Raw genomic sequence first — 21,604 nt, 5'->3', positions numbered from 1 at the left:
CATGACTGATAAATCATACAAAATTGCCGTACTACCTGGTGATGGCATTGGCCCAGAAGTAATGCAACAAGCGCATAAAGTGCTAGACGCGATCGAAAAGAAGCACGCGATTAGCTTTTCTCGCGAAGAGTATGATGTTGGTGGTATTGCAATTGATAACCACGGCTGTCCACTTCCAGAAGCAACAGTCACTGGCTGTGAAGAATCTGACGCAGTACTTTTTGGTTCTGTTGGCGGTCCTAAATGGGAACACCTTCCACCGAACGACCAACCAGAGCGTGGTGCCCTACTTCCTCTCCGTAAACACTTCCAACTGTTCTGTAACCTACGTCCAGCTCAAATCCATAAAGGTCTAGAGTCTTTCTCTCCTTTACGTGCTGACATCTCAGGTAACGGTTTCGACATCGTGGTAGTCCGTGAGCTAACAGGCGGTATCTACTTCGGCCAACCTAAAGGCCGTGAAGGCGAAGGCGCAACTGAAAAAGCTTTTGATACAGAGGTTTACCACCGCTACGAAATCGAACGTATTGCAAAGATTGCGTTTGAATCGGCACGCCTACGTAACAAAAACGTTTACTCAATCGATAAAGCAAACGTTCTGCAGAGCTCTATCTTATGGCGTGAAGTGGTTGAAGAAATCGCAAAAGATTACCCAGATGTCACGCTAAACCACATGTACATCGACAACGCGACCATGCAGCTAATCAAAGACCCATCTCAGTTTGACGTAATGCTATGTTCAAACATCTTTGGTGACATCATCTCTGATGAGTGCGCAATGATCACTGGCTCTATGGGTATGCTTCCTTCTGCAAGTTTAAATGAAAGCAACTTCGGCCTATACGAACCAGCAGGTGGCAGCGCACCAGATATCGCAGGTAAGAACATCGCAAACCCAGTCGCGCAAATCCTTTCTGCAGCCCTAATGCTTCGTTACAGCCTAGGCGAAGAAGCGGCAGCACAAGACATCGAAGCAGCGGTTTCTAAAGCACTTTCTGCAGGCGAGCTAACGGCAGACCTTGCTGGCAAAAACCAAGCGCTGACTACCTCTGAAATGGGTGACAAGATCGCTGAGTACATCTTAGCTTCATAAGCTAAAGGCTCCGATTAGAAGCAAGTACATAAGAATAATATCAAGCCAAGTCAGCGTAAACCGCATGACTTGGCTCGAAACAAACACTGGGACCGATGCTCCCAAGGAAGAAAAGCTATGTCGACAAACCAGCACGCAAAAACCTTATACGAAAAAGTTTATGACGCTCACGTTGCGGTTGCAGCGAAGGGCGAAACACCAATTCTTTATATCGATCGTCACTTAGTTCACGAAGTAACGTCACCTCAAGCATTTGATGGCTTGCGTGAGAAAGGCCGCAAAGTTCGCCAAGTTGGCAAGACTTTCGCGACCATGGATCACAACGTATCGACACAAACTAAAGACATCAACGCTTCTGGTGAGATGGCTCGTATCCAAATGGAAACGCTATCGAAGAACTGTGAAGAGTTTGGTGTCACGCTTTACGATCTAAACCACAAATACCAAGGTATTGTGCACGTAATGGGTCCTGAGCTAGGTATTACGCTACCGGGCATGACCATCGTATGTGGTGACTCGCACACGGCTACACACGGTGCATTTGGTTCACTAGCATTTGGTATCGGTACTTCAGAAGTGGAACACGTTCTAGCTACGCAAACGCTAAAACAAGCTCGCGCTAAAACCATGAAGATCGAAGTAAAAGGCAAGGTTACTCCTGGCATCACTGCAAAAGACATCGTGCTAGCGATCATCGGTAAAACAACGGCTGCTGGCGGTACTGGCTACGTAGTTGAATTCTGTGGTGAGGCAATTACCGACCTTACGATGGAAGGTCGTATGACAGTATGTAACATGGCAATCGAGCTTGGCGCTAAAGCAGGCTTAATCGCTCCAGATGCAACGACATACGAGTACATCAAAGGTCGCAAGTTCTCTCCAGAAGGCGAAGACCTAGAAGCAGCAATCGAATACTGGGATACGTTAAAAACCGATGCTGATGCAGAATTCGATGCAGTTGTTACATTAGAAGCGGCAGACATCAAACCACAAGTCACTTGGGGTACCAACCCAGGTCAGGTTATCTCAGTAGACACACCAATCCCTGCACCAGAAAGCTTCGCAGACCCTGTAGAAAAAGCATCAGCTGAAAAAGCGCTGGCTTACATGGGTCTTGAAGCCGGTAAATCTCTATCTGATTACAACGTAGATAAAGTGTTCGTGGGTTCTTGTACTAACTCTCGTATCGAAGACATGCGTGCAGCAGCAGCGGTAGCGAAAGGCCGTCAAGTAGCGAAACATGTTCAAGCGCTTATCGTTCCGGGTTCAGAGCAAGTTAAAGCACAAGCTGAGGCTGAAGGCCTAGATAAGATCTTCATCGAAGCAGGCTTTGAATGGCGTTTACCGGGTTGCTCTATGTGTCTTGCGATGAACAACGACCGTCTAGGTCCACAAGAGCGCTGTGCTTCTACATCAAACCGTAACTTTGAAGGTCGCCAAGGCCGTGATGGTCGTACGCACCTAGTTAGCCCAGCAATGGCAGCCGCAGCGGCTATCGCTGGTCACTTTGTCGATATTCGTGAACTTTAATTAGAGGATTTAACATGTCAGGTTTTCAACAACACACCGGATTAGTCGTTCCTCTAGATACGGCCAACATCGATACTGATGCGATCATTCCAAAGCAGTTTCTACAGAAAGTAAACCGCATCGGTTTTGGTAAGCACTTGTTCCACGATTGGCGCTTCCTAGACGATGCAGGCCAACAGCCAAACCCTGATTTTGTAATGAACGAAGCTCGCTACCAAGGCGCTTCAATTCTTTTAGCTCGTGAAAACTTCGGTTGTGGTTCATCTCGTGAACACGCACCGTGGGCGCTTGCCGATTACGGTATCCAAGTAATGATCGCACCAAGCTTTGCCGACATTTTCTACGGTAACTCGATCAACAACCAAATGGTGCCAGTTCGATTGACTGAGCAAGAAGTGGATGAGCTATTCCAATTCGTTGAAGCGAATGAAGGTGCAGAAATTACGGTTGATCTAGAAGCAATGAAAGTCAGCGCGAACGGCAAAGAGTACTCGTTTGAAATTGATGAGTTCCGTCGTCACTGCTTACTGAATGGTTTAGATAATATCGGCCTTACACTTCAACATGCCGATAAGATCTCAGAGTTTGAAGCTAAGATTCCTAGCTTCCTAAAATAATGAGACGTTTCTGAATAAATCTAAAGGTTGGCCAAGTGCCAACCTTTTTTATTTGGCTAAGCTTTTAACTTAACTTCATATGTTTATTTAAATGAAGAGCAATGAAAGAAAATGGTAAGCCTTAAGGTCTTAGTAGTCAGTCATCAGGAGAATGCCATGAAACAACTACTTTTTATTGTCAGCCTACTTTTCTCAACCTTAGCTTGGTCTGCGCCTAAATCCGATCTTTGGCCATACTGGAAGCAAAGCGACGAAACCAACCTAGAACAGGTATCTCATCAAGATTGGCAGCAATTCCTCGATAGCTACTTGGTTAAACAGGGGCAAAATACGTTAGTTCGCTATAAAGCAGTGAACACTGCCGATAAGACCAAACTTAAGCAATACATCAAGCAACTCGAACAGGTGAATCCGCTCAACTATTCAAAAGCGGAGCAGTATGCCTACTGGGTTAATCTATATAACGCCGTGACTGTCGATTTGATTCTTGATACCTACCCGATCAAATCCATAACTAAACTTGGCGGACTATTTAGTTTCGGTCCGTGGGGAGATGATGTGGTAGTCGTTAATGGGAAATCACTGACACTCAATGACATTGAACACCGAATCCTAAGACCAATTTGGCAAGATCCTCGCACGCATTATGCAGTGAACTGTGCCAGCCTAGGTTGCCCTAACTTACAACCTGACGCTTTTACCTCTAAAAATACTGAAGCCTTGCTAGAGCAAGCTGCAACTGAGTTTGTAAGCAGTGACAAAGGCGTGATGGTTACAAACAATAAGCTTCAACTATCATCGATTTACGAATGGTTTGCTGTGGATTTTGGTACGAAGAAACAGCTTATTCAGCACTTAGAACAATATCGAATTGAAGCAGTAACCAATACTCAAAACATCAGTTATGAATACGATTGGTCGCTCAACCAAGCAAACTAGCTCTAAGGCTAAAGTTGATCACTAAAGTAAAAAAGAGGCGAGAGGTTTTTATTAACCTCTAGCCTCTTCTCAATTCTTTGACCGTATTTCTACAATTAAAAGCTTGAGCCCGGTTGCTGCAAGAACTCAATCTCTTCGGGAGTCGAAGCTCGCCCTAACACCTCATTACGGTGCGGATAGCGACCAAATCGCTCAATGATAACCTTGTGCTTAAACTCAAAGTCCAGATTATGCTCTAATCCCGTTTGAGAAAAGAGTTCCACGGCTTGTTCATGGACTAACAAAGATTCACTGTGCATATAAGGCATATACAGGAAGCTTTTCTGTTGCTCGTTAAGCTGGTGATCAAAACCACCCGCTACCGCCTCTTGGGCTAGAGCCAACGCCATCGGATCAGCAGAAAATGCTGTCGGACTTTTTCTACCAATATTTCGAGAAAACTGATCAAGTACGATAATCTCAGCCAATCGTCCTTGCGCAGTTTGGCGCCACTCAAATAGCTCGCCTTGAATGGCTGCTTTATGCAATTCAGAAAATCGAGACTCTATCAAAGTGTCAATCTCGGCGCCGCCAGTAAACCAATCTTTAGGCGTCAACTCATCGAACCAAAACTCTAGAACATCCTGATACGTTACCGTCATATAATTCCCTTTAATAAAAAACCGAGTAACTTTGTTATTACTCGGTTTAGTGTTCAATTACTTAAAACCTTTTACTTTCTTTATCAGGTCATAAGCATTCTGAATTTCTTGCGATTTCTCTTTCGCAACATTCATCATCTCAGGCGGTAAGCCCTTCGCCATCAGTTTATCTGGGTGATGTTCATTCATCAGCTTGCGGTAGGCTTTCTTCACCTCTTTACCGTCAGCACTTTCACTCACACCAAGAACCTTATATGCGTCGCCAAGTTGGTTCTGTTGCGAAGCCTGTTGCCAACCTGATGATTGCCCATGACCCTGATGGCCACCAAAGCTTCCACCTTGCTGTTGGAAACGGAACGCAGCTTCTTGCATCTGCAAGCGGCGTTCTAGTTGTGCTGCCGAAAACCCAAGCCCTTGCGCTATTTTATGCAGAACTTGACGTTCACTCGGGTGCAAACTTCCATCCGCAAATGCGGCAGATACCTGAAGCTCTAGAAAGAACTGCAGAAGATCAAAACGACCACCCGATGAGATTTTAACTCGCTCAAGTACGTCGTTCAGAGGGAAGTCGCTCTCTTTGCCGTCACGGAATGCATCTTGCGCTGCTTTACGCTGTTCGCCATGCAGGTTCATACGCTCCATCATGGTAGAAGCGAGTTGAATCTCTTCTGGCGTTACCTGCCCTTTCGCTTTAGCAACGTGCCCCATAACCGCAAAAGCGGATTTAAAAAACTCGTTCTGTCTTTCTGCTTGGCTTGGACCTCGACCAAAACCAGAGCTATTGAAGCCTGATTGGTTCAATCCGCGAGCTTTATCGAATTGGTGTCCTAAAAACAGACCAAAAACTAAACCGAGTGGCCCTCCAAATAAAAAGCCAAAAAACGCGCCCAAAATTTTGCCAAATATTTGCATTATGTGTTCTCTATCTATGAATTTTATCTGAGTAATGCTGTCTGATGATGCTGAATGCTATTATTTCCTTTATCATAAGGAAAATGCTTTATTAATTGGATTGATACTAGATCAACCCTTCATCTAGTGACACAGGATAGTTCAACTTCATGCAATCTTTTTCCCGCACCTTGTTAGCCGCGTCTATAAGTACGGCGTTATACGTGTCGACAACTCAAGCTGAAACAATCACCGATAGTAGTGTGCAGGAAATGCCCTCTATAGATCAATGCTTGATCGAGCCCGCTGCAGAAAACGAGACACAGCTACCCGCTCATGTTGAGTCAGATCGCTTAGAAGCTATCAATGGTGACAAGGCAATATACTCAGGTGACGTAGTCGTTACGCAAGGGAACAAGACCATCCTTGCAGATAACGTAACCCTGCACCAACAAGAAAATATCGTTGTAGCTGAAGGCAACGTAAACTTTAGTGATGGTCAAATCAAATCTACCTCAGACAGAGCGACCAATAATCTGACTACAGATGAAATGACGCTTGAGAACACCGATTACGAATTCCTTTGCGAGCCCGGTCGCGGAGATGCTGTTTATATAGCAAAAACAGGTAAAGCGGTTTATGAGATTGAAGATGGCTCCATTACCTCTTGCCCTATCGGCGATAATGCTTGGCGTCTAAGAGCATCGAGCATCAGTGTCGACCAAGACGAAGAACAAGCCACTTTTTATAATCCACGTTTTGAAATCCAAAGTGTTCCCGTCTTTTACTTACCTTACTTAACAGTACCGGTGGGTGATACACGTAAAACCGGTTTCTTGTACCCAACAGTTTCGTATGGTTCAAGCGATGGTTTTGAAGCTGAAATTCCTGTTTATTGGAACTTAGCACCAGACTACGATTTGGAAACTACCTTCAAGTACATGCAAGAGCGTGGCACTCAACTCAACAGTAAATTCAGATATTTAAGCGATTTTGGTTCCGGTAGTATCGAGTCTGAATATTTACCAGACGATCAAAAGTACACTGATCTAGGCGATCGTTGGGGTTTCCAACTAGAACATTCAGGAATATTCCAACAATCTTGGTTATTCGAAATTGATTACTCTAAAGTCAGTGATATTGACTACTTTTCGGACATGAGCTCAAATATCGGTAACCGTGAAGATGGACAACTGCTTCAAGAAGGGCAAGCAACATACCGTTCTCAAAATTGGGATGCGTCTGTACTTGTTCGAGACTTCCAAGTTCTTACCACCAGCAATAACTTGCCTTATCGTCTAATGCCACAACTCGAGTATAACTACTATGCTCCAGAGGTAATGGATTACCTAGATTTTGACTTAATCAGTCATATATCAATGTTCGATACCGACGCATCAGGCAAACCATCAGCCACTCGTGTTCACGTTGAACCTGGTATTACAATCCCAGTAGGTAACACTTGGGGTACTTGGACAACAGAAGCTCGACTACTTGGTACTTACTATCAACAAGACCTTGATGGCGTTGATACCGGCGCAGGCTCTGATTATGAAGGCTTGGAAGAATCAGTAAGTCGAGTTATTCCAGAGTTTAGAAGCCACGCAGGTATCGTTCTTGAACGTGATACAAAAATTGTAGGTAATTACACTCAAACACTCGAACCTCAAGTTCAGTACCTTTACGTGCCAGAAGAAGATCAAAGTGACATTGGTCTTTACGATACAACACTACTACAGACTGATTACTATGGCTTATTCAGAAGCCGCAAATACAGTGGTGTAGACCGCATTGCGTCAGCAAATCAAATTAGCTATGGCGCATCATCTCGCTTTTTTGATGATGAGTACCGAGAGCGCTTAAACATATCTTTTGGTCAAATTTTCTATTTTGATAAAGATACAAAGCAAACTTTAGGCAACGAAGACTCCGCTGACAAAACTAATTATTCGTCTTGGGCTATTGAAATGGATTTCAACTACGATGATTACCTTTTCTACCATGGCGGTGTGCAATACGACATTGATTCATCTTCGATGCAACTTGCTAACAGTACCATTGAGTACCGTTTTGCCGGCGGCTATATACAAACCAACTACCGCTATGTAACAGAAGAGTACATAAATGAAACTGTAGATTTTGACGTATCATCCATAACTAGAGATGGTATCTCACAAGCAGGCTTACTTGGTGCTTACCAGATTTCGCGGAAGTGGAATGCCAGTGCTCAATATTTCTATGATTTAACCACACAAGAAAATCTAGAATGGTTGGCTCGCTTGAACTATAAATCGGATTGTTGGTATATCGGATTTACGTATAGTAACCAGCTGACAAATAACATTAGTGATCCAAATGTCACGCCTGAATATGAAAATAACTTTGGTGTGAATTTCGGTATTATCGGCTTTGGTACTAACTTAGGCTCTGATTCAGGCGCTGTTGGGGATAGCAGTTCTGATAACTCATTGAGCTACGGTCGCCCATTCTTCTTAAACAACTAATTTTCTTTACTGATAAGAAATCAGTAAATTTAAAGGATTACACATGACATTGTGGAAACGCACATTAATTGCTATTGCAGCGACTTGTACTTTATCAACAAGCTTTGCAGCACCGGTTGAGCTAGACAGCGTAAAAGTTATCGTTAACGAAGGCGTTATCTTACAAAGCGACATCGATGCTTCGATGAAGACACTGCGTGCCAACGCAAAAAAAAGCGGTCAAACACTGCCATCGCAAGATGTGCTCAATGAGCAAGTACTAGAAAAACTGATCATCGATACTATTCAAACTCAAGAAGCAGAACGTATCGGTGTTCGTATTGATGATGCTCGACTTGATCAAGCAATTGAAGGTATCGCTAAAGACAACAACCAAACGGTAGAACAACTTACCGCATCGGTTGCTGAAGAAGGCCTTAGCTACAATGCATTTCGAGAGCAAGTAAGAAAAGAAATTGCGGCAAGTGAGGCTCGCAATGCTCTAGTTCGCCGTCGTATTAACATCCTTCCTGCAGAGGTCGATAACCTAGCGGATATCTTAGCGCAAGAGACTAACGCAACCGTTCAATACAAGATTGGACACATTCAACTTCGCTTCAATGATGACCAAACCAAAGAAGAGTTAGAAGCTCAAGCTACTGAACTGGTTGAAGAACTGAACTCAGGCAAAGATTTCAGCACCATGGCATATACTTACTCTAAGGGTCCTAAAGCGCTGCAAGGTGGTGATTGGGGTTGGATGCGTAAAGAAGAGATGCCAACCATTTTTGCTGACCAGATCAAAATGCAAAATAAAGGCAGCATCATCGGTCCTTTCCGTAGCGGTGTAGGTTTCCACATTCTAAAAATTGAAGATGTGAAAGGCTTAGAAACCGTAGCAGTAACGGAAGTGAATGCTCGTCATATCTTGATTAAGCCAACCGTAATCTTGAGTGACGATGGCGCGAAAGAACAACTTGAAGAGATCACGCGCCGCGTAAACACAGGTGAAGCGAGCTTTGGCGACCTTGCACAGCAATACAGCCAAGATCCAGGTTCTGCAGTACAAGATGGTGAGCTAGGCTACCAAACACCAGATTTGTATGTACCAGAATTCAAACACCAAGTAGAAACGCTACCAGAAGGCAAAATCAGTGCGCCATTCAAAACCGTACACGGTTGGCACATTGTTGAAGTACTAGACCGTCGCGAAGTCGACCGTACCGATTCAGCTTTGAAAAACAAAGCTTACCAAATTCTATTTAACCGTAAATTCAACGAAGAAGCTGGTGCTTGGCTACAAGAAGTAAGAGCAAGTGCCTTTGTTGAGATGGTTGAGGACGACCAAGATGACAACAACTAAACGTATTGTCATAACCGCAGGTGAACCAGCAGGGATAGGCCCAGATTTAACTTTGGCTCTATCTCAAGAAAGTTGGCCTCATCAACTCGTGGTTTGTGCTGATAAAACACTGCTATCCGAGCGAGCTAAAATTCTTGGTATCGAAGTCGATCTTCTGGACTACGATGCAAATGCAGCTAAGCAACCGCAACGCGCTGGCACACTGGTAGTGAAACACGTTCCACTTGCTGAAACGGCAGTTGCAGGTCAACTCAATGAGGCTAATGGTCATTACGTATTAAATACTTTAGAAACCGCAGCAATTGGCTGTATGAATGATGAATTTGATGCTATTGTCACCGGCCCCGTTCACAAGGGTGTAATTAACCGAGCTGGCGTTGCTTTTAGCGGCCATACCGAGTTCTTTGCAGAGAAGTCCAATACACCACTGGTGGTGATGATGTTGGCAACTGAAGGGCTGCGTGTTGCGCTAGTAACAACGCACATCCCACTAGCTTATGTATCTCAAGCTGTGACCGAAGACAGATTAGAGCAAATTATTGCTATTCTAAATAAAGACTTGGTTGAAAAATTTGCTATTGAGAAACCAACTATCTATGTGTGTGGCTTGAATCCACATGCTGGTGAAGATGGTTGTTTAGGGCGTGAAGAGATTGAAACTATCACCCCGACGCTAGAAAAAATTCGCCAAAAAGATGGCATCAATTTAGTTGGCCCATTGCCAGCAGACACCATCTTTAATGAAAAATATTTGCAAGATGCAGATGCTGTTTTAGGTATGTATCACGACCAAGTACTCCCGGTATTGAAATACAAAGGGTTTGGTCGCTCAGTGAACATCACGCTTGGCTTACCGTTTATTCGCACATCAGTCGACCACGGTACCGCCTTAGACTTGGCAGGGAAAGGCCAAGCCGATACAGGGAGCTTTAGAACAGCGCTCACGCACGCCATTGAATTAGTAGAGAAAAAGCAATGAGAAATGATGTCCACTTAGGGCACAAAGCGCGTAAACGTTTTGGTCAAAACTTCCTTAACGATCCATACATTATTGATGGCATCGTATCGAGTATTAACCCACTACCAGGTCAAAACTTGGTAGAGATCGGTCCTGGTCTAGGCGCAATTACTGAGCCTGTGGGTAAGCTTGTCGATAAATTTACTGTTATCGAATTGGATAGAGACCTTGCAGAACGTCTTCGTAACCATCCAGATCTTGCGGACAAGCTAACGATCCGTGAAGGCGATGCGATGAAGTTCGATTTCCAAGAACTGGTTAAGCCAAACAATAAGCTACGCATCTTTGGTAACTTGCCATATAACATCTCTACACCATTGATGTTCCACCTTTTTGAATTCCATAAAGACGTGCAAGACATGCACTTTATGCTTCAAAAAGAAGTGGTTAACCGTCTAGCTGCTGGCCCTGGCAGTAAAGCTTACGGTCGTCTTACTGTAATGGCTCAATACTACTGTAAAGTAACGCCTGTGTTAGAAGTTCCACCAACGGCCTTCGTTCCGCCACCGAAAGTAGACTCAGCAGTCGTGCGCCTACAGCCATACGAAGTGCTGCCTTATCCGGCAAAAGATCTGAAATGGCTAGATCGCGTATGTCGTGAAGGCTTTAACCAACGTCGTAAAACAGTTCGTAACTGCTACAAGAGCTTAATCGATAAGGAAGTGCTTGAAGAGCTAGGTATCAACCCAAGCATGCGTCCTGAGAACTTAACGCTCGAGCAGTTTGTCGACATGGCAAACTGGTTGTACGACAGTCATAACGCTGACAAATAAATAAAAAAGGCTCCTACACTTCGGTTAGGAGCCTTTTTTATGTAATACTTTAATTACATTAAGTATATCAACAACAAAAGGTGCGAATATGGATATATCTACGCCTTGTATCAAATGCCAGGTTCACTCTAAGTACATAGAAGAACAATCTGAGCCAACGAAGAATCGTTATGTCTTCGCCTACATTATTACCATCAAAAATCTAAGTAAAACAACGGTGCAACTTATGTCTCGCCGCTGGTTAATTACCGACTCTAACGGCAAGCAGCTCACCATTGAGGGTGATGGTGTAGTTGGCCAACAACCCGTGATTGAAGCCAACGACGAGTACACCTACACAAGTGGTACGGTCATCGAAACCCCTGTTGGCGTTATGCAAGGTCACTATGTGATGACCGATAACAAGGGCATTGATTTTATTACCGAAGTTGACCCATTCAGACTCGCAATCCCTAATATTCTTAATTAGCCGTACATCCGTATCTACAGGAAATTATTGTGTCGAATTACATTGTCGGAGACATCCAAGGGTGCTTCGACGAACTTCAAGGACTACTTGAAAAAATTAACTTTGATAAACACCAAGATACTTTATGGGTCGCCGGAGACTTAGTTGCTCGAGGCCCTAAATCATTGGAGACGTTACGCTTTATTCGTAACCTTGGTGACGCAGCTAAGGTTGTATTAGGCAACCACGACTTACATCTTCTGGCGGTGTCCTTAGGACTATTTCCAGCGAAACCAAAAGATAAGACTCAAGCGATTCTTGATGCTGAAGATCGTGAACTGCTAATCGAATGGTTAAGACAACAGCCTTTGCTTCAAGAACACCCAGAGTTCGTGATGTGCCATGCGGGTATCTCACCGCAGTGGAATCTAGAAAGAGCACGTGTTGAAAATCGAGAGATCGTATCCTTGTTAAAGTCCGATAAATGGCAATGGCTAATCGAAAACATGTACAGCAACGCGCCTGATTTATGGCATCAGGATTTACATGATATTGAGCGCTATCGCTATGCGATCAATAGCCTGACAAGAATGCGTTTCTGTTTTGAAGATGGCCGTCTCGACATGGCATGTAAGCTACCACCGAATGAGATTACCGATGAACCATTAGTGCCATGGTTTGACCTTCCGCAACGCATAAAGCTCGATAAAACCGTTGTTTTTGGACACTGGGCTGCGCTTGAAGGCTATAACGGAAAAGACGTAATTGGACTTGATACTGGATGCGTCTGGGGAGGTGAATTGACAATTCTTCGCTGGGAAGATAAACAGTTTTTCACTCAGAAAGCGCTATAAAGATACGAGAAACTTGCGCTACCTTGGTAGGGTAACGCAAGCATTTTTCAGAGACTAGCTATTGATAACCACAGTTAACGCTCGAGAATCACAAACTCCATGTTGTGTTTGTTTTTCTCGTCAGCTTGATAGCTCTCGTTAAAGCTCTGCTTCCAACCTTCACCCCAGTCAGGAAATTGTGTATCTCCATCGACGGCGAAATCGATGTAAGTCAGATACAACTTGTCCGCTTTAGGTAAGCAGCTCTCATAAATAGAGCCGCCACCAATGATCATCACCTCTTCAACATCACTGAGTAGCTCTAGAGCCTGTTCAATAGAAGTTACCGTCGTTACACCTTCAATCTTTAAACTCTCATCACGGCTGATTACGACATTCAACCGACCCGGCAAAGGGCGTCCAATAGAATCGTAGGTCTTACGTCCCATCACGACTGGTTTACCCATAGTCGAGCGTTTAAACCATGCAAAATCCGCAGGTAAATGCCAAGGCATCTGATTGTCTTTACCAATTATACGGTTGTTTGCCATTGCCGCTATCATGCTGATGATCATAAATCGAAAGTCCTGTCCCTAAAAAGAAAATTAACGCTAAACGATAGGTCTACGGCGATAGAATAACAGCCCTGGCACAGCTAAGCCAACCGCCAACCCTGCGATAATGAACATCGATTTTAAAAAGTTCTCCATCAACATTGCCAACAACTCAGGCGTGTAGCCTGCCCTGTTAATCTCCACCATCGCAATCATCGCCTTGAAGGCGAACACACCTGGCACCATAGGAATTAGAGCTGCAACCGTAAACACCTTCGGATGTGCTAACAGTTTATGTGACCAATGAACCCCTATCATACCAACCACGGTTGCGGCGAAGAACGTCGCCCATTCGATTGGAATACCAAAGTGCATCATCAGATACCGGCTACCATGACCGATAGAACCACCGAGTGCACAATAAATTAAAGCACGTTGCGGAACGTTAAACACCAATGCAAACCCAACCGCAGGAATAGCGGCGAAAAACATATCGTTGAGCAGACCTAAAAACAGTTCGAAAATACTCATTAGCTTGCCCACCCCCAAACATCTGACAGACTCATCGCCGCGACAATGCCCAAGCTCGTCGCCAGAGTTAATAAGCTGGCCATGGTAAAGCGCGCTAACCCCATATTAATATGGCCTTTAAGCATATCAGCGACGGAGTTAATCAGAGGAAAACCAGGTACTAACATTAATACAGATGAAGCCATCACGATCGTGGGTTGGCCGCCAATATTGTAAAGTACGGCTTGAGCTGAAATGGTCGTGGTAACGAATGCTGTGATAGCAAAGTTTAATAGCGGATTGAAATGGCGGTGCCCAATCTCTTGCCTGACGATCATACCGCAAGCTGAAGCAATAAAAGTCATCATGAAGACTTGCCAGTCTCCGCCCGCAAGGTGGCTAAAAGAGGCGCACGACAACCCTATCATCACAACCACTAACCAACGGTTGTAGCGCTCGGGGCTGATGTTTTGAATCTTTTTATACGCCAAATCATAATCGAGAATTCCCTTCTCCATCATGATGCAAATGCGTTGAATGTCGGTGATAACCTGCATGTTAATGCCACGATCAGCACAACTTCGAGTAGTGGTAATACAGTGATCATCCATTACGGTAGTTACAACAAGCGCATTGGCTGACAGTGCGACTTCAACCTCATTCACCCCACAAGCAATACCGATGCGACGCATGATATCGCCGACCAGTGTGCTCTCTGCCCCGTGCGCCAATAACATTTGTCCTGATTGAGCGACGAGTCTTGAGATCGCTCTTTGCTTTGATGCCATGATTTCCTTCCCATAGGCGTTAATTATCTAAAGATAAATTTTGCATAAAAAACAGTAAGACGTCATGATTTAGATACAAAAAAACCGCAATTTTCATTGCGGTTTAATAAAACTATCAGTGTACTTGTAAGAAGCGACCGATGCGTTATGAGAAACTAAGAGGATTAGTCACGAACATAAATAACATGGCCGTCATCCTCTTCGTCATCCCAATCGTCCCAATCGTCGTCATCTTCAGTAACGACATTCTTACCGCTCATCGCATCTTTATGGTAGTCATCCCACATAAAGTCTACTTTTTCTTCTTCTTCAACTTCTACAACTTCACGAGGTAGGTTTTCCATAAACTCACCTAGTTTGAAGCAAAGATCTTTGGTGCCGATTTTATTCACAGCAGAGATCTTGAAGTACTCGCCTTCCCAGCCCAAAGCATCGATGATTTCTTGAATCTTTTCGTCTGCTTCGTCTTCTGGCATTAGGTCAACTTTATTGAACACTAACCAGCGAGGTTTTTGTGAAACTTTTTCACTGTATTGCTCAAGCTCATCGATGATCGTTAGTGCATTCTGAATAGGATCAGATTGATCGATCGGCATAATGTCGATCATATGCAGAAGAACACGACAACGCTCAAGGTGCTTAAGGAATCGGATACCAAGGCCAGCGCCATCAGCTGCGCCTTCGATTAGTCCTGGGATATCGGCAACAACGAAGCTCTTTTCAGGGACAACACTTACCACACCCAAGCTTGGGATCAAAGTAGTGAACGGGTAATCAGCCACTTTTGGTTTCGCAGCAGATACTGAACGAATAAAAGTAGATTTACCTGCGTTTGGTAGGCCAAGCATACCAACGTCAGCTAATAGAAGAAGCTCTAAACGCAGTTCACGAACTTCGCCTTTAGTACCCATTGTCTTTTGACGAGGAGCGCGGTTAACAGACGATTTAAAACGCGTGTTACCAAGACCGTGCCAACCACCTTTACCAACCATTACTTTCTTGCCGTGTTCAGCAACTTCAGCAACGATTTCGTTGGTGTGGATATCAACCGCACGAGTACCTACAGGCACTTTCAGTGTAATGTCTTTACCACGTTTACCAGTACAGTTACCACCGCGACCGTTCTCACCACGCTCTGCGTTGTAAAAACGTTGGAAACGATAATCGATCAGCGTGTTTAAGTTCTCATCCGCTTGGATGTAAACATCACCACCGTCACCGCCATCACCGCCGTCAGGACCACCTTTAGCGACGAATTTTTCGCGCCAAAAGCTAACTGTACCATTACCGCCATCACCGGCTTCTATTTTTACTACCGCTTCATCAACGAATTTCATTTTTTAACTCCGCACTTACGTTGCGTTACCACTCATCAAGGAGTGATATAAATTCTAGCAGATCCGTGTTTAGATCGATCACCTAAGATCTAGGCCGACCTGCAACCAAGGAACAAATAAGGAGAGGTTCTTTGCTTTCTATTTCTTTTAAAACAAACGGCTTCTTAAAAACCAAACTGTTTATCAAAAAATAAAACGGCTTCTCAAAACCAAAACAAGAGCGTCTGCTTTTTTATTCTTGCTATAAATAAAAAACCCTGCCGAATCGGCAGGGCTTTTGAATTCAGCTTGAAAGCTAATAAAATAATCTAATTAAAGATTAAATTACTCAGCTTCGATGCTTACAAACTTACGGTTTTTAGGACCTTTAACAGCAAATTTCACTTTACCTTCAGTAAGAGCGAAAAGAGTGTGATCTTTACCGATGCCAACGTTTGTGCCAGCGTGGAACTTAGTACCACGTTGACGAACGATGATGTTACCTGCAAGAACAGATTCACCACCAAAACGCTTAACACCAAGACGTTTGCTTTCTGAATCGCGGCCGTTATTAGTAGAACCGCCAGCTTTTTTATGTGCCATTGTTAAACTCTCCTAATACTTAAGCGTTAATGCCAGTGATTTTCACTTCAGTGAACCACTGACGGTGACCAGCTTGCTTACGCGAGTGCTTACGACGACGGAACTTAACGATTTTTACTTTATCGCCACGACCGTGTTGTACTACTTCTGCAGTAACCTTGCCACCTTCAACAAGAGGTGCACCAACAGCGATTTCTTCGCCGTTAGCAACAAGAAGAACTTTATCAAATTCAACAGTTGCACCAGTTTCAACGTCTAATTTCTCTAAACGAAGTGTTTGACCTTCGCTTACTCGGTGTTGTTTGCCACCAGATTGGAAAACAGCGTACATATTTTACTCCGCTTTTTCCGCACAGCCTATGGTTGTTAATTGTACAACTCGGGTGTGCGCTAAACTAATCAATAGGGCGCAGATTCTACGGGAATCATGGCGCTATGACAAGCCATATTTTTAAAAAATTGGCGAAAACCTGTTCGCCAAAGAAAAGTGCGGCAATCATGCCCTTTAGCGATGTATTAATCAACGTTTTTTAGTGTATTATTCAACAATTGAATACAACGTATAAGCCTTACAGGGTCTAACTTCAGCCGGATGAACAATGGATTTTAAAGCTATCCAAACGCTTACTGCCAATGATATGGCAAAAGTGAATGAAACAATTCAAGCCCAACTTAATTCTGACGTAAGTTTAATCAACCAGCTTGGTTTTTATATCGTTAGCGGTGGTGGAAAGCGCCTACGCCCTTTGCTAGCTCTTTTATCTGCCCGCGCACTTGGTTACCAAGGTGAAGCTCATATCACCTCTGCAGCCTTTATCGAGTTTATTCACACCGCAACCCTGCTTCACGACGATGTTGTCGATGAATCAGACATGAGACGCGGTAAAGCGACGGCCAATGCCGCTTTTGGTAATGCCGCTAGCGTTTTGGTGGGTGACTTTATCTACACACGCTCATTCCAAATGATGACAACGCTAGGATCTTTAAAGATCCTTGAGCTAATGAGTGAAGCGGTAAACGTGATTGCCGAGGGTGAAGTTCAACAATTAATGAACTGCAATAACCCAGACACCACAGAAGAAAGCTACATGCAGGTGATCTACTCTAAGACTGCTCGTTTGTTCGAAGCTGCGACCCAAATCGGTGCGATTCTTACTGAGTCATCACCAGAGATCGAAACAGCAATGCAGAACTATGGTAAATACCTAGGCACCGCTTTCCAACTGATTGACGATGTGATGGATTACACTGCAGATGGTAAAGAGATGGGTAAAAACGTTGGTGACGATCTAGCCGAAGGCAAACCAACACTGCCTCTACTTTACGCAATGCATAATGGCTCTCCTGAACAAGCAAGCATGATTCGTGAAGCGATTGAGAAAGCGAACGGCATGGAACGTCTTGACGATATTATGGCTGTAATGAAAGAGACAGGCTCTTTAGAGTACACAACAAATAAAGCCTACGAAGAGGCCGATAAAGCCATCGCTGAGCTTTCTGTACTTCCTGACTCAGAATATAAGCAAGCGCTAACCACGCTCGCACACTTAGCTGTTAAACGCAGTAAGTAAGCAGGTTAATAGACAACTCGCTTCTAGCTTCTATATAAATAACAAAAAGAGCCTCAGGGCTCTTTTTTTTGGTTTTCAACAAATATTTGTAGGTGAGCCAAATTCAATATCGACTGGCTTCTAATGATAACGGCAGTTGTGCTTCAATCTCTTCAAGCTCTTCCATTGGCACCGCGTACTGCTCATGCCCGTTGTAAGTCTCTACTAGCGCGTACTGCTCTTGCTCATCAATTACCAATACTTTTCCTAAGTGCCCCAAATATTCGACATTCATACCCTTCTGAACAGTAGCCATAACATTTACCTTCACATTAATTGTAAAGCTAAATACGAGTAGCTTGAACTTCAGGATCAAAAAAGCCGATCATAATGACCGGCCCTTATTAATTAGCTTAAGTCTGAGTTAAATAGCGTTTCGCTTATTTAGCGAATTCAACACCAATCTCGATGTCACCATTTAGCGTTTCAAGCATGCTATCTAAAGCGTTACGTTCGAAGTCACTTAGCTCACCGTAGCTAAGGATCGCTTCAGCGCCCTCTTTGCCTAGTTTAACTGGCTGTGCGAAGAATGGAGCGTGCTCGCCTTCACCTTCAACGTATGCACATTCAATCACGTTTTCTTCACCTTGAAGTGCTTTAACTAGTGCAAGACCGAAACGACAAGCCGCTTGACCCATAGACAGTGTCGCACTGCCGCCGCCAGCTTTAGCTTCTACTACTTCAGTACCTGCATTTTGGATGCGAGTCGTTAGCGCTGCAATTTCTTCATCAGTGAACTCTACGCCTTCAACTTGAGAAAGTAGAGGAAGAATCGTTACGCCTGAGTGACCACCGATAACAGGAACACGGATGTCGCCTGGATCTTTGTCTTTTAGTTCAGCAACGAACGTTTCAGAACGAATCACATCAAGAGTCGTAATACCGAATAGACGACGCTTGTCGTAAACGCCCGCTTTCTTCAGTACTTCAGCCGCGATTGGCACTGTTGTGTTTACTGGGTTAGTAATGATACCAACACAAGCAGTCGGACAAGTAACTGCGATTTTCTCTGCAAGAGACTTAACAATGCCAGCGTTCACATTGAAAAGATCCGCACGATCCATACCAGGCTTACGAGCAACACCCGCTGAAATAAGTACAACATCCGCACCTTCTAGTGCTGGTGTTGGATCTTCACCCGCGTAACCTTTGATCGAAACAGGCGTTGGGATATGGCTAAGATCGGCAGCAACACCCGGTGTTACCGGAGCGATGTCGTAAAGTGCAAGATCTGAACCAGCAGGTAGGCGGTTCTTAAGTAGTAGGGCTAGGGCTTGACCGATGCCACCAGCGGCACCAATAACAGCTACTTTCATTGTTATTCTCCTTGAGAGCTTTCTCTTATAGATTCTTTGTAGGGTAATTCTTGAGCTAAATCTAAGTTAAAAAACTATATTAATCACAAAGTGATTACAATCAATTAACGCTAGCTTTGCGACTTCGCGCAAGTCAATAAAACCGTGCTACACAGCAAGTTCGCATTATGGCGATAATCGACTGAAATAACAAAATAAGTCGTCGCAAATAACACATTATTCCATTAAATATTTACAGTGATATGACTAACAAATTACAGGGATGTTTTGGCTAAAATTGAATATGTATGCGAGAATATGCAAACATCTTTGTTAATGAATAAGAATGACATATGCGCAATACAGAAAAGCAAGACAACTTAGTTCGTGCATTTAAAGCCTTACTAAAAGAAGAACGTTTTGGCTCACAAGGCGAAATTGTGGATGCCCTAAAACACGAAGGTTTTGAAAGCATCAACCAGTCTAAAGTCTCGCGTATGTTAACCAAGTTTGGTGCCGTTCGAACTCGTAACGCAAAAATGGAGATGGTTTACTGTCTTCCTGCTGAGCTAGGTGTTCCGACCGTTTCTAGCTCTTTACGAGAATTAGTACTAGATATTGACCACAACAATGCATTGGTGGTGATACACACAGGTCCTGGTGCGGCGCAGCTGATTGCTCGTTTATTAGACTCATTAGGTAAGTCGGAAGGTATACTGGGTGTAGTCGCGGGTGATGACACTATCTTCATTACTCCAACGTTATCGGTTACCACTAAGCAACTGTTTGATTCAGTGTGCGAACTGTTTGAATACGCTGGATAATTGATCGCTGTTTCATAACTATCAGCCTTATTAATGGATCACGAGCATCTATTCGCTTCGTGATCCAAATCACATCCTAGAATATCCATACCTCTCTTCCAAAATCACACTAAACCATTGATTTTAAAAAACTCAGTAGCAAATCAAACACGAGATCCAGATATCATTTGTTAGATTTTTTAGCTATATCTTTTAACATTCGAGTAATTTTCTGCCAATTTTTGATATTATTCAGCCACTTTTTCATCACATGGATTGAAAAAGGTGCCGTTTCCAAATAGGAAACTCCTGAAGCAACTACACTTGTTTCAGGGTTAATAATGAATAAAGGAAGGGAAATTCATGGCATTTACCAAACTTATTAAAGTTGGTGCTATTGCAGCTGCTGTAATGGGCGCTGGCGCTGTTAACGCTCAAGAGTTCATCACGATTGGTACTGGTTCAGTTACGGGTGTTTACTACCCAACTGGTGGTGCGATTTGTAAGCTAGTGAACAAGGGCCGCAAAGACCACAACATTCGTTGTTCTGTAGAGTCTACTGGTGGTTCAATCTACAACGTTAACACCATCCGTGCTGGTGAACTAGATTTCGGTGTTGTTCAATCGGACTGGCAATACCACGGCTACAACGGTACAAGTAAGTTCAAAGATCAGGGCGAATACAAGAAACTTCGCGCGATGTTCTCTCTACATACAGAACCGTTCAACATCATCGCTCGTACTGATGCTGGCATCAACAATGTGTCTGACCTAGCAGGTAAGCGTGTAAACATTGGTAACCCAGGTTCTGGTGACCGTGCAACGATGGGTGTTGTAATGGACGCTATGGGCTGGACTAACGACAGCTTCAAGCTTGCTTCTGAACTTAAAGGTTCTGAGCGTTCACAAGCACTTTGTGATAACAAGATTGATGCATTCATCTACATGGTTGGTCACCCGAACGGATCAATCAAAGAAGCAACAACGTCTTGTGATGCAAAACTGGTTTCAGCAACAGGTCCACAGATCGACAAGATCGTAGCTGAAAACCCATACTACGCTTACAGCACAGTTCCTGCTGGTATGTACCGTGGTACTGACGCTGACGTAAACAGCTTCGGTGTTGCAGCTACTATGGTAACAACTTCAGACGTTTCTGAAGAAGTTGCATACAACGTTGCTAAGGCAGTATTTGAAAACTTTGACACTTTCAAACGCCTACACCCAGCATTTGCTAACCTGAAAAAAGAAGACATGGTTAAAGCGGGTATCTCTATCCCTCTTCACCCAGGCGCAGCAAAATACTACAAAGAAGTGGGCCTTCTAAAGTAACTCTACTTTAAGCCTACTACACCAATAAGGAGGCTAGCCCTCCTTATTGGCTTTTCACGTTTTATAAAAATAATTTAAGTGAAAAGAACAGCCCTTTAAGTTTCTCCAATTTGGAGGACTTACCTTCGTATCAAGCCTAAGACAAAGACGAACAAAAAACGCAT

At 43.8% G+C, this 21,604-nt stretch carries 23 protein-coding genes; 13 read left to right on the top strand and 10 right to left on the bottom strand.

All coding sequences use genetic code 11. The features are described from left to right. Position 1: 1 nt before the first annotated feature. The 4 genes from leuB to A6D97_RS14620 all read left to right on the top strand — a co-directional run bounded on the left by leuB (position 2) and on the right by A6D97_RS14620 (position 4,179). Positions 2-1,093, top strand: a complete 1,092-nt coding sequence (leuB, locus tag A6D97_RS14635) for a 3-isopropylmalate dehydrogenase (RefSeq protein ID WP_017061390.1) — start codon at positions 2-4, stop codon at positions 1,091-1,093. Between the two features lie 117 nt (positions 1,094-1,210). Further along, positions 1,211-2,623 carry a 3-isopropylmalate dehydratase large subunit gene (gene leuC, locus A6D97_RS14630; protein ID WP_017062936.1) on the top strand — a complete coding sequence of 471 codons (1,413 nt, stop codon included), beginning with the start codon at positions 1,211-1,213 and terminating at the stop codon, positions 2,621-2,623. A gap of 14 nt (positions 2,624-2,637) precedes the next feature. Continuing rightward, on the top strand, positions 2,638-3,240 hold the full coding sequence (gene leuD, locus A6D97_RS14625) for a 3-isopropylmalate dehydratase small subunit (protein ID WP_017062937.1): 603 nt from the start codon (positions 2,638-2,640) through the stop codon (positions 3,238-3,240). Between the two features lie 156 nt (positions 3,241-3,396). Continuing rightward, complete coding sequence (locus A6D97_RS14620; RefSeq protein WP_065584692.1) at positions 3,397-4,179, top strand: DUF547 domain-containing protein; 783 nt, start codon at positions 3,397-3,399, stop codon at positions 4,177-4,179. Positions 4,180-4,274: 95 nt separating this feature from the next. Here A6D97_RS14620 and A6D97_RS14615 read toward each other — a convergent pair whose 3' ends face one another. Both A6D97_RS14615 and djlA read right to left on the bottom strand, forming a co-directional pair. Beyond that, positions 4,275-4,820 (bottom strand): DUF924 family protein, encoded by a 546-nt coding sequence (locus A6D97_RS14615; RefSeq protein ID WP_017061386.1) that lies wholly within the window; start codon positions 4,818-4,820, stop codon positions 4,275-4,277. A 57-nt stretch (positions 4,821-4,877) separates the two neighbouring features. Then, complete coding sequence (gene djlA / locus A6D97_RS14610) at positions 4,878-5,732, bottom strand: co-chaperone DjlA (RefSeq protein WP_017061385.1); 855 nt, start codon at positions 5,730-5,732, stop codon at positions 4,878-4,880. 149 nt (positions 5,733-5,881) lie between these two features. Between djlA and lptD the strand changes: the two genes are divergently transcribed. The 6 genes from lptD to A6D97_RS14580 all read left to right on the top strand — a co-directional run bounded on the left by lptD (position 5,882) and on the right by A6D97_RS14580 (position 12,650). Continuing rightward, positions 5,882-8,215, top strand: a complete 2,334-nt coding sequence (gene lptD, locus A6D97_RS14605; protein WP_083190241.1) for an LPS assembly protein LptD — start codon at positions 5,882-5,884, stop codon at positions 8,213-8,215. A gap of 43 nt (positions 8,216-8,258) precedes the next feature. Beyond that, on the top strand, positions 8,259-9,557 hold the full coding sequence (surA, locus tag A6D97_RS14600) for a peptidylprolyl isomerase SurA (RefSeq protein WP_065584690.1): 1,299 nt from the start codon (positions 8,259-8,261) through the stop codon (positions 9,555-9,557). Continuing rightward, positions 9,544-10,536 carry a 4-hydroxythreonine-4-phosphate dehydrogenase PdxA gene (gene pdxA / locus A6D97_RS14595; RefSeq protein ID WP_017062941.1) on the top strand — a complete coding sequence of 331 codons (993 nt, stop codon included), beginning with the start codon at positions 9,544-9,546 and terminating at the stop codon, positions 10,534-10,536. Before surA ends, pdxA begins: the two co-directional genes overlap by 14 nt. Next, positions 10,533-11,348: a 16S rRNA (adenine(1518)-N(6)/adenine(1519)-N(6))-dimethyltransferase RsmA gene (rsmA, locus tag A6D97_RS14590; RefSeq protein ID WP_017062942.1), complete on the top strand. Its 816-nt coding sequence runs from the start codon at positions 10,533-10,535 to the stop codon at positions 11,346-11,348. The genes pdxA and rsmA overlap by 4 nt, the downstream gene beginning before the upstream one ends. Positions 11,349-11,436: 88 nt before the next feature. Continuing rightward, a complete protein-coding gene (gene apaG, locus A6D97_RS14585) occupies positions 11,437-11,817 on the top strand; it encodes a Co2+/Mg2+ efflux protein ApaG (protein WP_004735899.1) in 381 nt (126 codons plus the stop codon). A gap of 29 nt (positions 11,818-11,846) precedes the next feature. Then, entirely contained in the window at positions 11,847-12,650 is an 804-nt protein-coding gene (locus A6D97_RS14580; RefSeq protein WP_017062943.1) for a symmetrical bis(5'-nucleosyl)-tetraphosphatase, read from the top strand. Positions 12,651-12,724: 74 nt separating this feature from the next. Here the strand turns inward: A6D97_RS14580 and folA are convergent, their stop codons facing one another. From folA to rplU, 6 genes are all read right to left on the bottom strand, one after another. Continuing rightward, on the bottom strand, positions 12,725-13,204 hold the full coding sequence (gene folA / locus A6D97_RS14575; protein ID WP_017062944.1) for a type 3 dihydrofolate reductase: 480 nt from the start codon (positions 13,202-13,204) through the stop codon (positions 12,725-12,727). A 36-nt stretch (positions 13,205-13,240) separates the two neighbouring features. Then, complete coding sequence (locus tag A6D97_RS14570) at positions 13,241-13,714, bottom strand: threonine/serine exporter family protein (RefSeq protein ID WP_017062945.1); 474 nt, start codon at positions 13,712-13,714, stop codon at positions 13,241-13,243. Next, complete coding sequence (locus A6D97_RS14565; RefSeq protein WP_017061378.1) at positions 13,714-14,481, bottom strand: threonine/serine exporter ThrE family protein; 768 nt, start codon at positions 14,479-14,481, stop codon at positions 13,714-13,716. Before A6D97_RS14565 ends, A6D97_RS14570 begins: the two co-directional genes overlap by 1 nt. 164 nt (positions 14,482-14,645) lie before the next feature. Beyond that, complete coding sequence (gene cgtA / locus A6D97_RS14560) at positions 14,646-15,818, bottom strand: Obg family GTPase CgtA (protein ID WP_017061377.1); 1,173 nt, start codon at positions 15,816-15,818, stop codon at positions 14,646-14,648. A gap of 324 nt (positions 15,819-16,142) precedes the next feature. Further along, positions 16,143-16,400: a 50S ribosomal protein L27 gene (gene rpmA / locus A6D97_RS14555; RefSeq protein WP_004735905.1), complete on the bottom strand. Its 258-nt coding sequence runs from the start codon at positions 16,398-16,400 to the stop codon at positions 16,143-16,145. Positions 16,401-16,419: 19 nt separating this feature from the next. Beyond that, positions 16,420-16,731, bottom strand: a complete 312-nt coding sequence (rplU, locus tag A6D97_RS14550; RefSeq protein WP_004740823.1) for a 50S ribosomal protein L21 — start codon at positions 16,729-16,731, stop codon at positions 16,420-16,422. Positions 16,732-16,999: 268 nt separating this feature from the next. On the opposite strand from rplU, the gene ispB reads away from it, so the two are divergent. Further along, on the top strand, positions 17,000-17,971 hold the full coding sequence (gene ispB, locus A6D97_RS14545) for an octaprenyl diphosphate synthase (RefSeq protein ID WP_017061376.1): 972 nt from the start codon (positions 17,000-17,002) through the stop codon (positions 17,969-17,971). A 103-nt stretch (positions 17,972-18,074) separates the two neighbouring features. Here the strand turns inward: ispB and A6D97_RS14540 are convergent, their stop codons facing one another. Together A6D97_RS14540 and mdh are read right to left on the bottom strand one after the other, a co-directional pair. After that, on the bottom strand, positions 18,075-18,266 hold the full coding sequence (locus A6D97_RS14540; RefSeq protein WP_017061375.1) for a hypothetical protein: 192 nt from the start codon (positions 18,264-18,266) through the stop codon (positions 18,075-18,077). A gap of 124 nt (positions 18,267-18,390) precedes the next feature. Continuing rightward, positions 18,391-19,326 (bottom strand): malate dehydrogenase, encoded by a 936-nt coding sequence (gene mdh / locus A6D97_RS14535; protein ID WP_009847834.1) that lies wholly within the window; start codon positions 19,324-19,326, stop codon positions 18,391-18,393. A 332-nt stretch (positions 19,327-19,658) separates the two neighbouring features. Here mdh and argR point away from each other — a divergent pair, with 332 nt between their 5' ends. Together argR and A6D97_RS14525 are read left to right on the top strand one after the other, a co-directional pair. Further along, positions 19,659-20,129: a transcriptional regulator ArgR gene (gene argR / locus A6D97_RS14530; protein WP_004740827.1), complete on the top strand. Its 471-nt coding sequence runs from the start codon at positions 19,659-19,661 to the stop codon at positions 20,127-20,129. A 342-nt stretch (positions 20,130-20,471) separates the two neighbouring features. Continuing rightward, positions 20,472-21,440, top strand: a complete 969-nt coding sequence (locus A6D97_RS14525; protein ID WP_017061374.1) for a TAXI family TRAP transporter solute-binding subunit — start codon at positions 20,472-20,474, stop codon at positions 21,438-21,440. Positions 21,441-21,604: the final 164 nt, after the last annotated feature.

Source organism: Vibrio sp. ZF57 (assembly GCF_001691235.1).
GTDB classification, from domain to species: domain Bacteria; phylum Pseudomonadota; class Gammaproteobacteria; order Enterobacterales; family Vibrionaceae; genus Vibrio; species Vibrio crassostreae_C.
The sequence above is the reverse complement of the archived record's forward strand: the minus strand, read 5'-3'. Positions and strand labels throughout refer to the sequence as shown.

Coding starts and splice junctions, on each gene's coding strand:
- leuB (WP_017061390.1), top strand. CDS start 2: ATGACTGATAAATCATACAAAATTGCCGTACTACCTGGTGATGGCATT.
- leuC (WP_017062936.1), top strand. CDS start 1,211: ATGTCGACAAACCAGCACGCAAAAACCTTATACGAAAAAGTTTATGAC.
- leuD (WP_017062937.1), top strand. CDS start 2,638: ATGTCAGGTTTTCAACAACACACCGGATTAGTCGTTCCTCTAGATACG.
- A6D97_RS14620 (WP_065584692.1), top strand. CDS start 3,397: ATGAAACAACTACTTTTTATTGTCAGCCTACTTTTCTCAACCTTAGCT.
- A6D97_RS14615 (WP_017061386.1), bottom strand. CDS start 4,820: ATGACGGTAACGTATCAGGATGTTCTAGAGTTTTGGTTCGATGAGTTG.
- djlA (WP_017061385.1), bottom strand. CDS start 5,732: ATGCAAATATTTGGCAAAATTTTGGGCGCGTTTTTTGGCTTTTTATTT.
- lptD (WP_083190241.1), top strand. CDS start 5,882: ATGCAATCTTTTTCCCGCACCTTGTTAGCCGCGTCTATAAGTACGGCG.
- surA (WP_065584690.1), top strand. CDS start 8,259: ATGACATTGTGGAAACGCACATTAATTGCTATTGCAGCGACTTGTACT.
- pdxA (WP_017062941.1), top strand. CDS start 9,544: ATGACAACAACTAAACGTATTGTCATAACCGCAGGTGAACCAGCAGGG.
- rsmA (WP_017062942.1), top strand. CDS start 10,533: ATGAGAAATGATGTCCACTTAGGGCACAAAGCGCGTAAACGTTTTGGT.
- apaG (WP_004735899.1), top strand. CDS start 11,437: ATGGATATATCTACGCCTTGTATCAAATGCCAGGTTCACTCTAAGTAC.
- folA (WP_017062944.1), bottom strand. CDS start 13,204: ATGATCATCAGCATGATAGCGGCAATGGCAAACAACCGTATAATTGGT.
- A6D97_RS14570 (WP_017062945.1), bottom strand. CDS start 13,714: ATGAGTATTTTCGAACTGTTTTTAGGTCTGCTCAACGATATGTTTTTC.
- A6D97_RS14565 (WP_017061378.1), bottom strand. CDS start 14,481: ATGGCATCAAAGCAAAGAGCGATCTCAAGACTCGTCGCTCAATCAGGA.
- cgtA (WP_017061377.1), bottom strand. CDS start 15,818: ATGAAATTCGTTGATGAAGCGGTAGTAAAAATAGAAGCCGGTGATGGC.
- rpmA (WP_004735905.1), bottom strand. CDS start 16,400: ATGGCACATAAAAAAGCTGGCGGTTCTACTAATAACGGCCGCGATTCA.
- rplU (WP_004740823.1), bottom strand. CDS start 16,731: ATGTACGCTGTTTTCCAATCTGGTGGCAAACAACACCGAGTAAGCGAA.
- ispB (WP_017061376.1), top strand. CDS start 17,000: ATGGATTTTAAAGCTATCCAAACGCTTACTGCCAATGATATGGCAAAA.
- A6D97_RS14540 (WP_017061375.1), bottom strand. CDS start 18,266: ATGGCTACTGTTCAGAAGGGTATGAATGTCGAATATTTGGGGCACTTA.
- mdh (WP_009847834.1), bottom strand. CDS start 19,326: ATGAAAGTAGCTGTTATTGGTGCCGCTGGTGGCATCGGTCAAGCCCTA.
- argR (WP_004740827.1), top strand. CDS start 19,659: ATGCGCAATACAGAAAAGCAAGACAACTTAGTTCGTGCATTTAAAGCC.
- A6D97_RS14525 (WP_017061374.1), top strand. CDS start 20,472: ATGGCATTTACCAAACTTATTAAAGTTGGTGCTATTGCAGCTGCTGTA.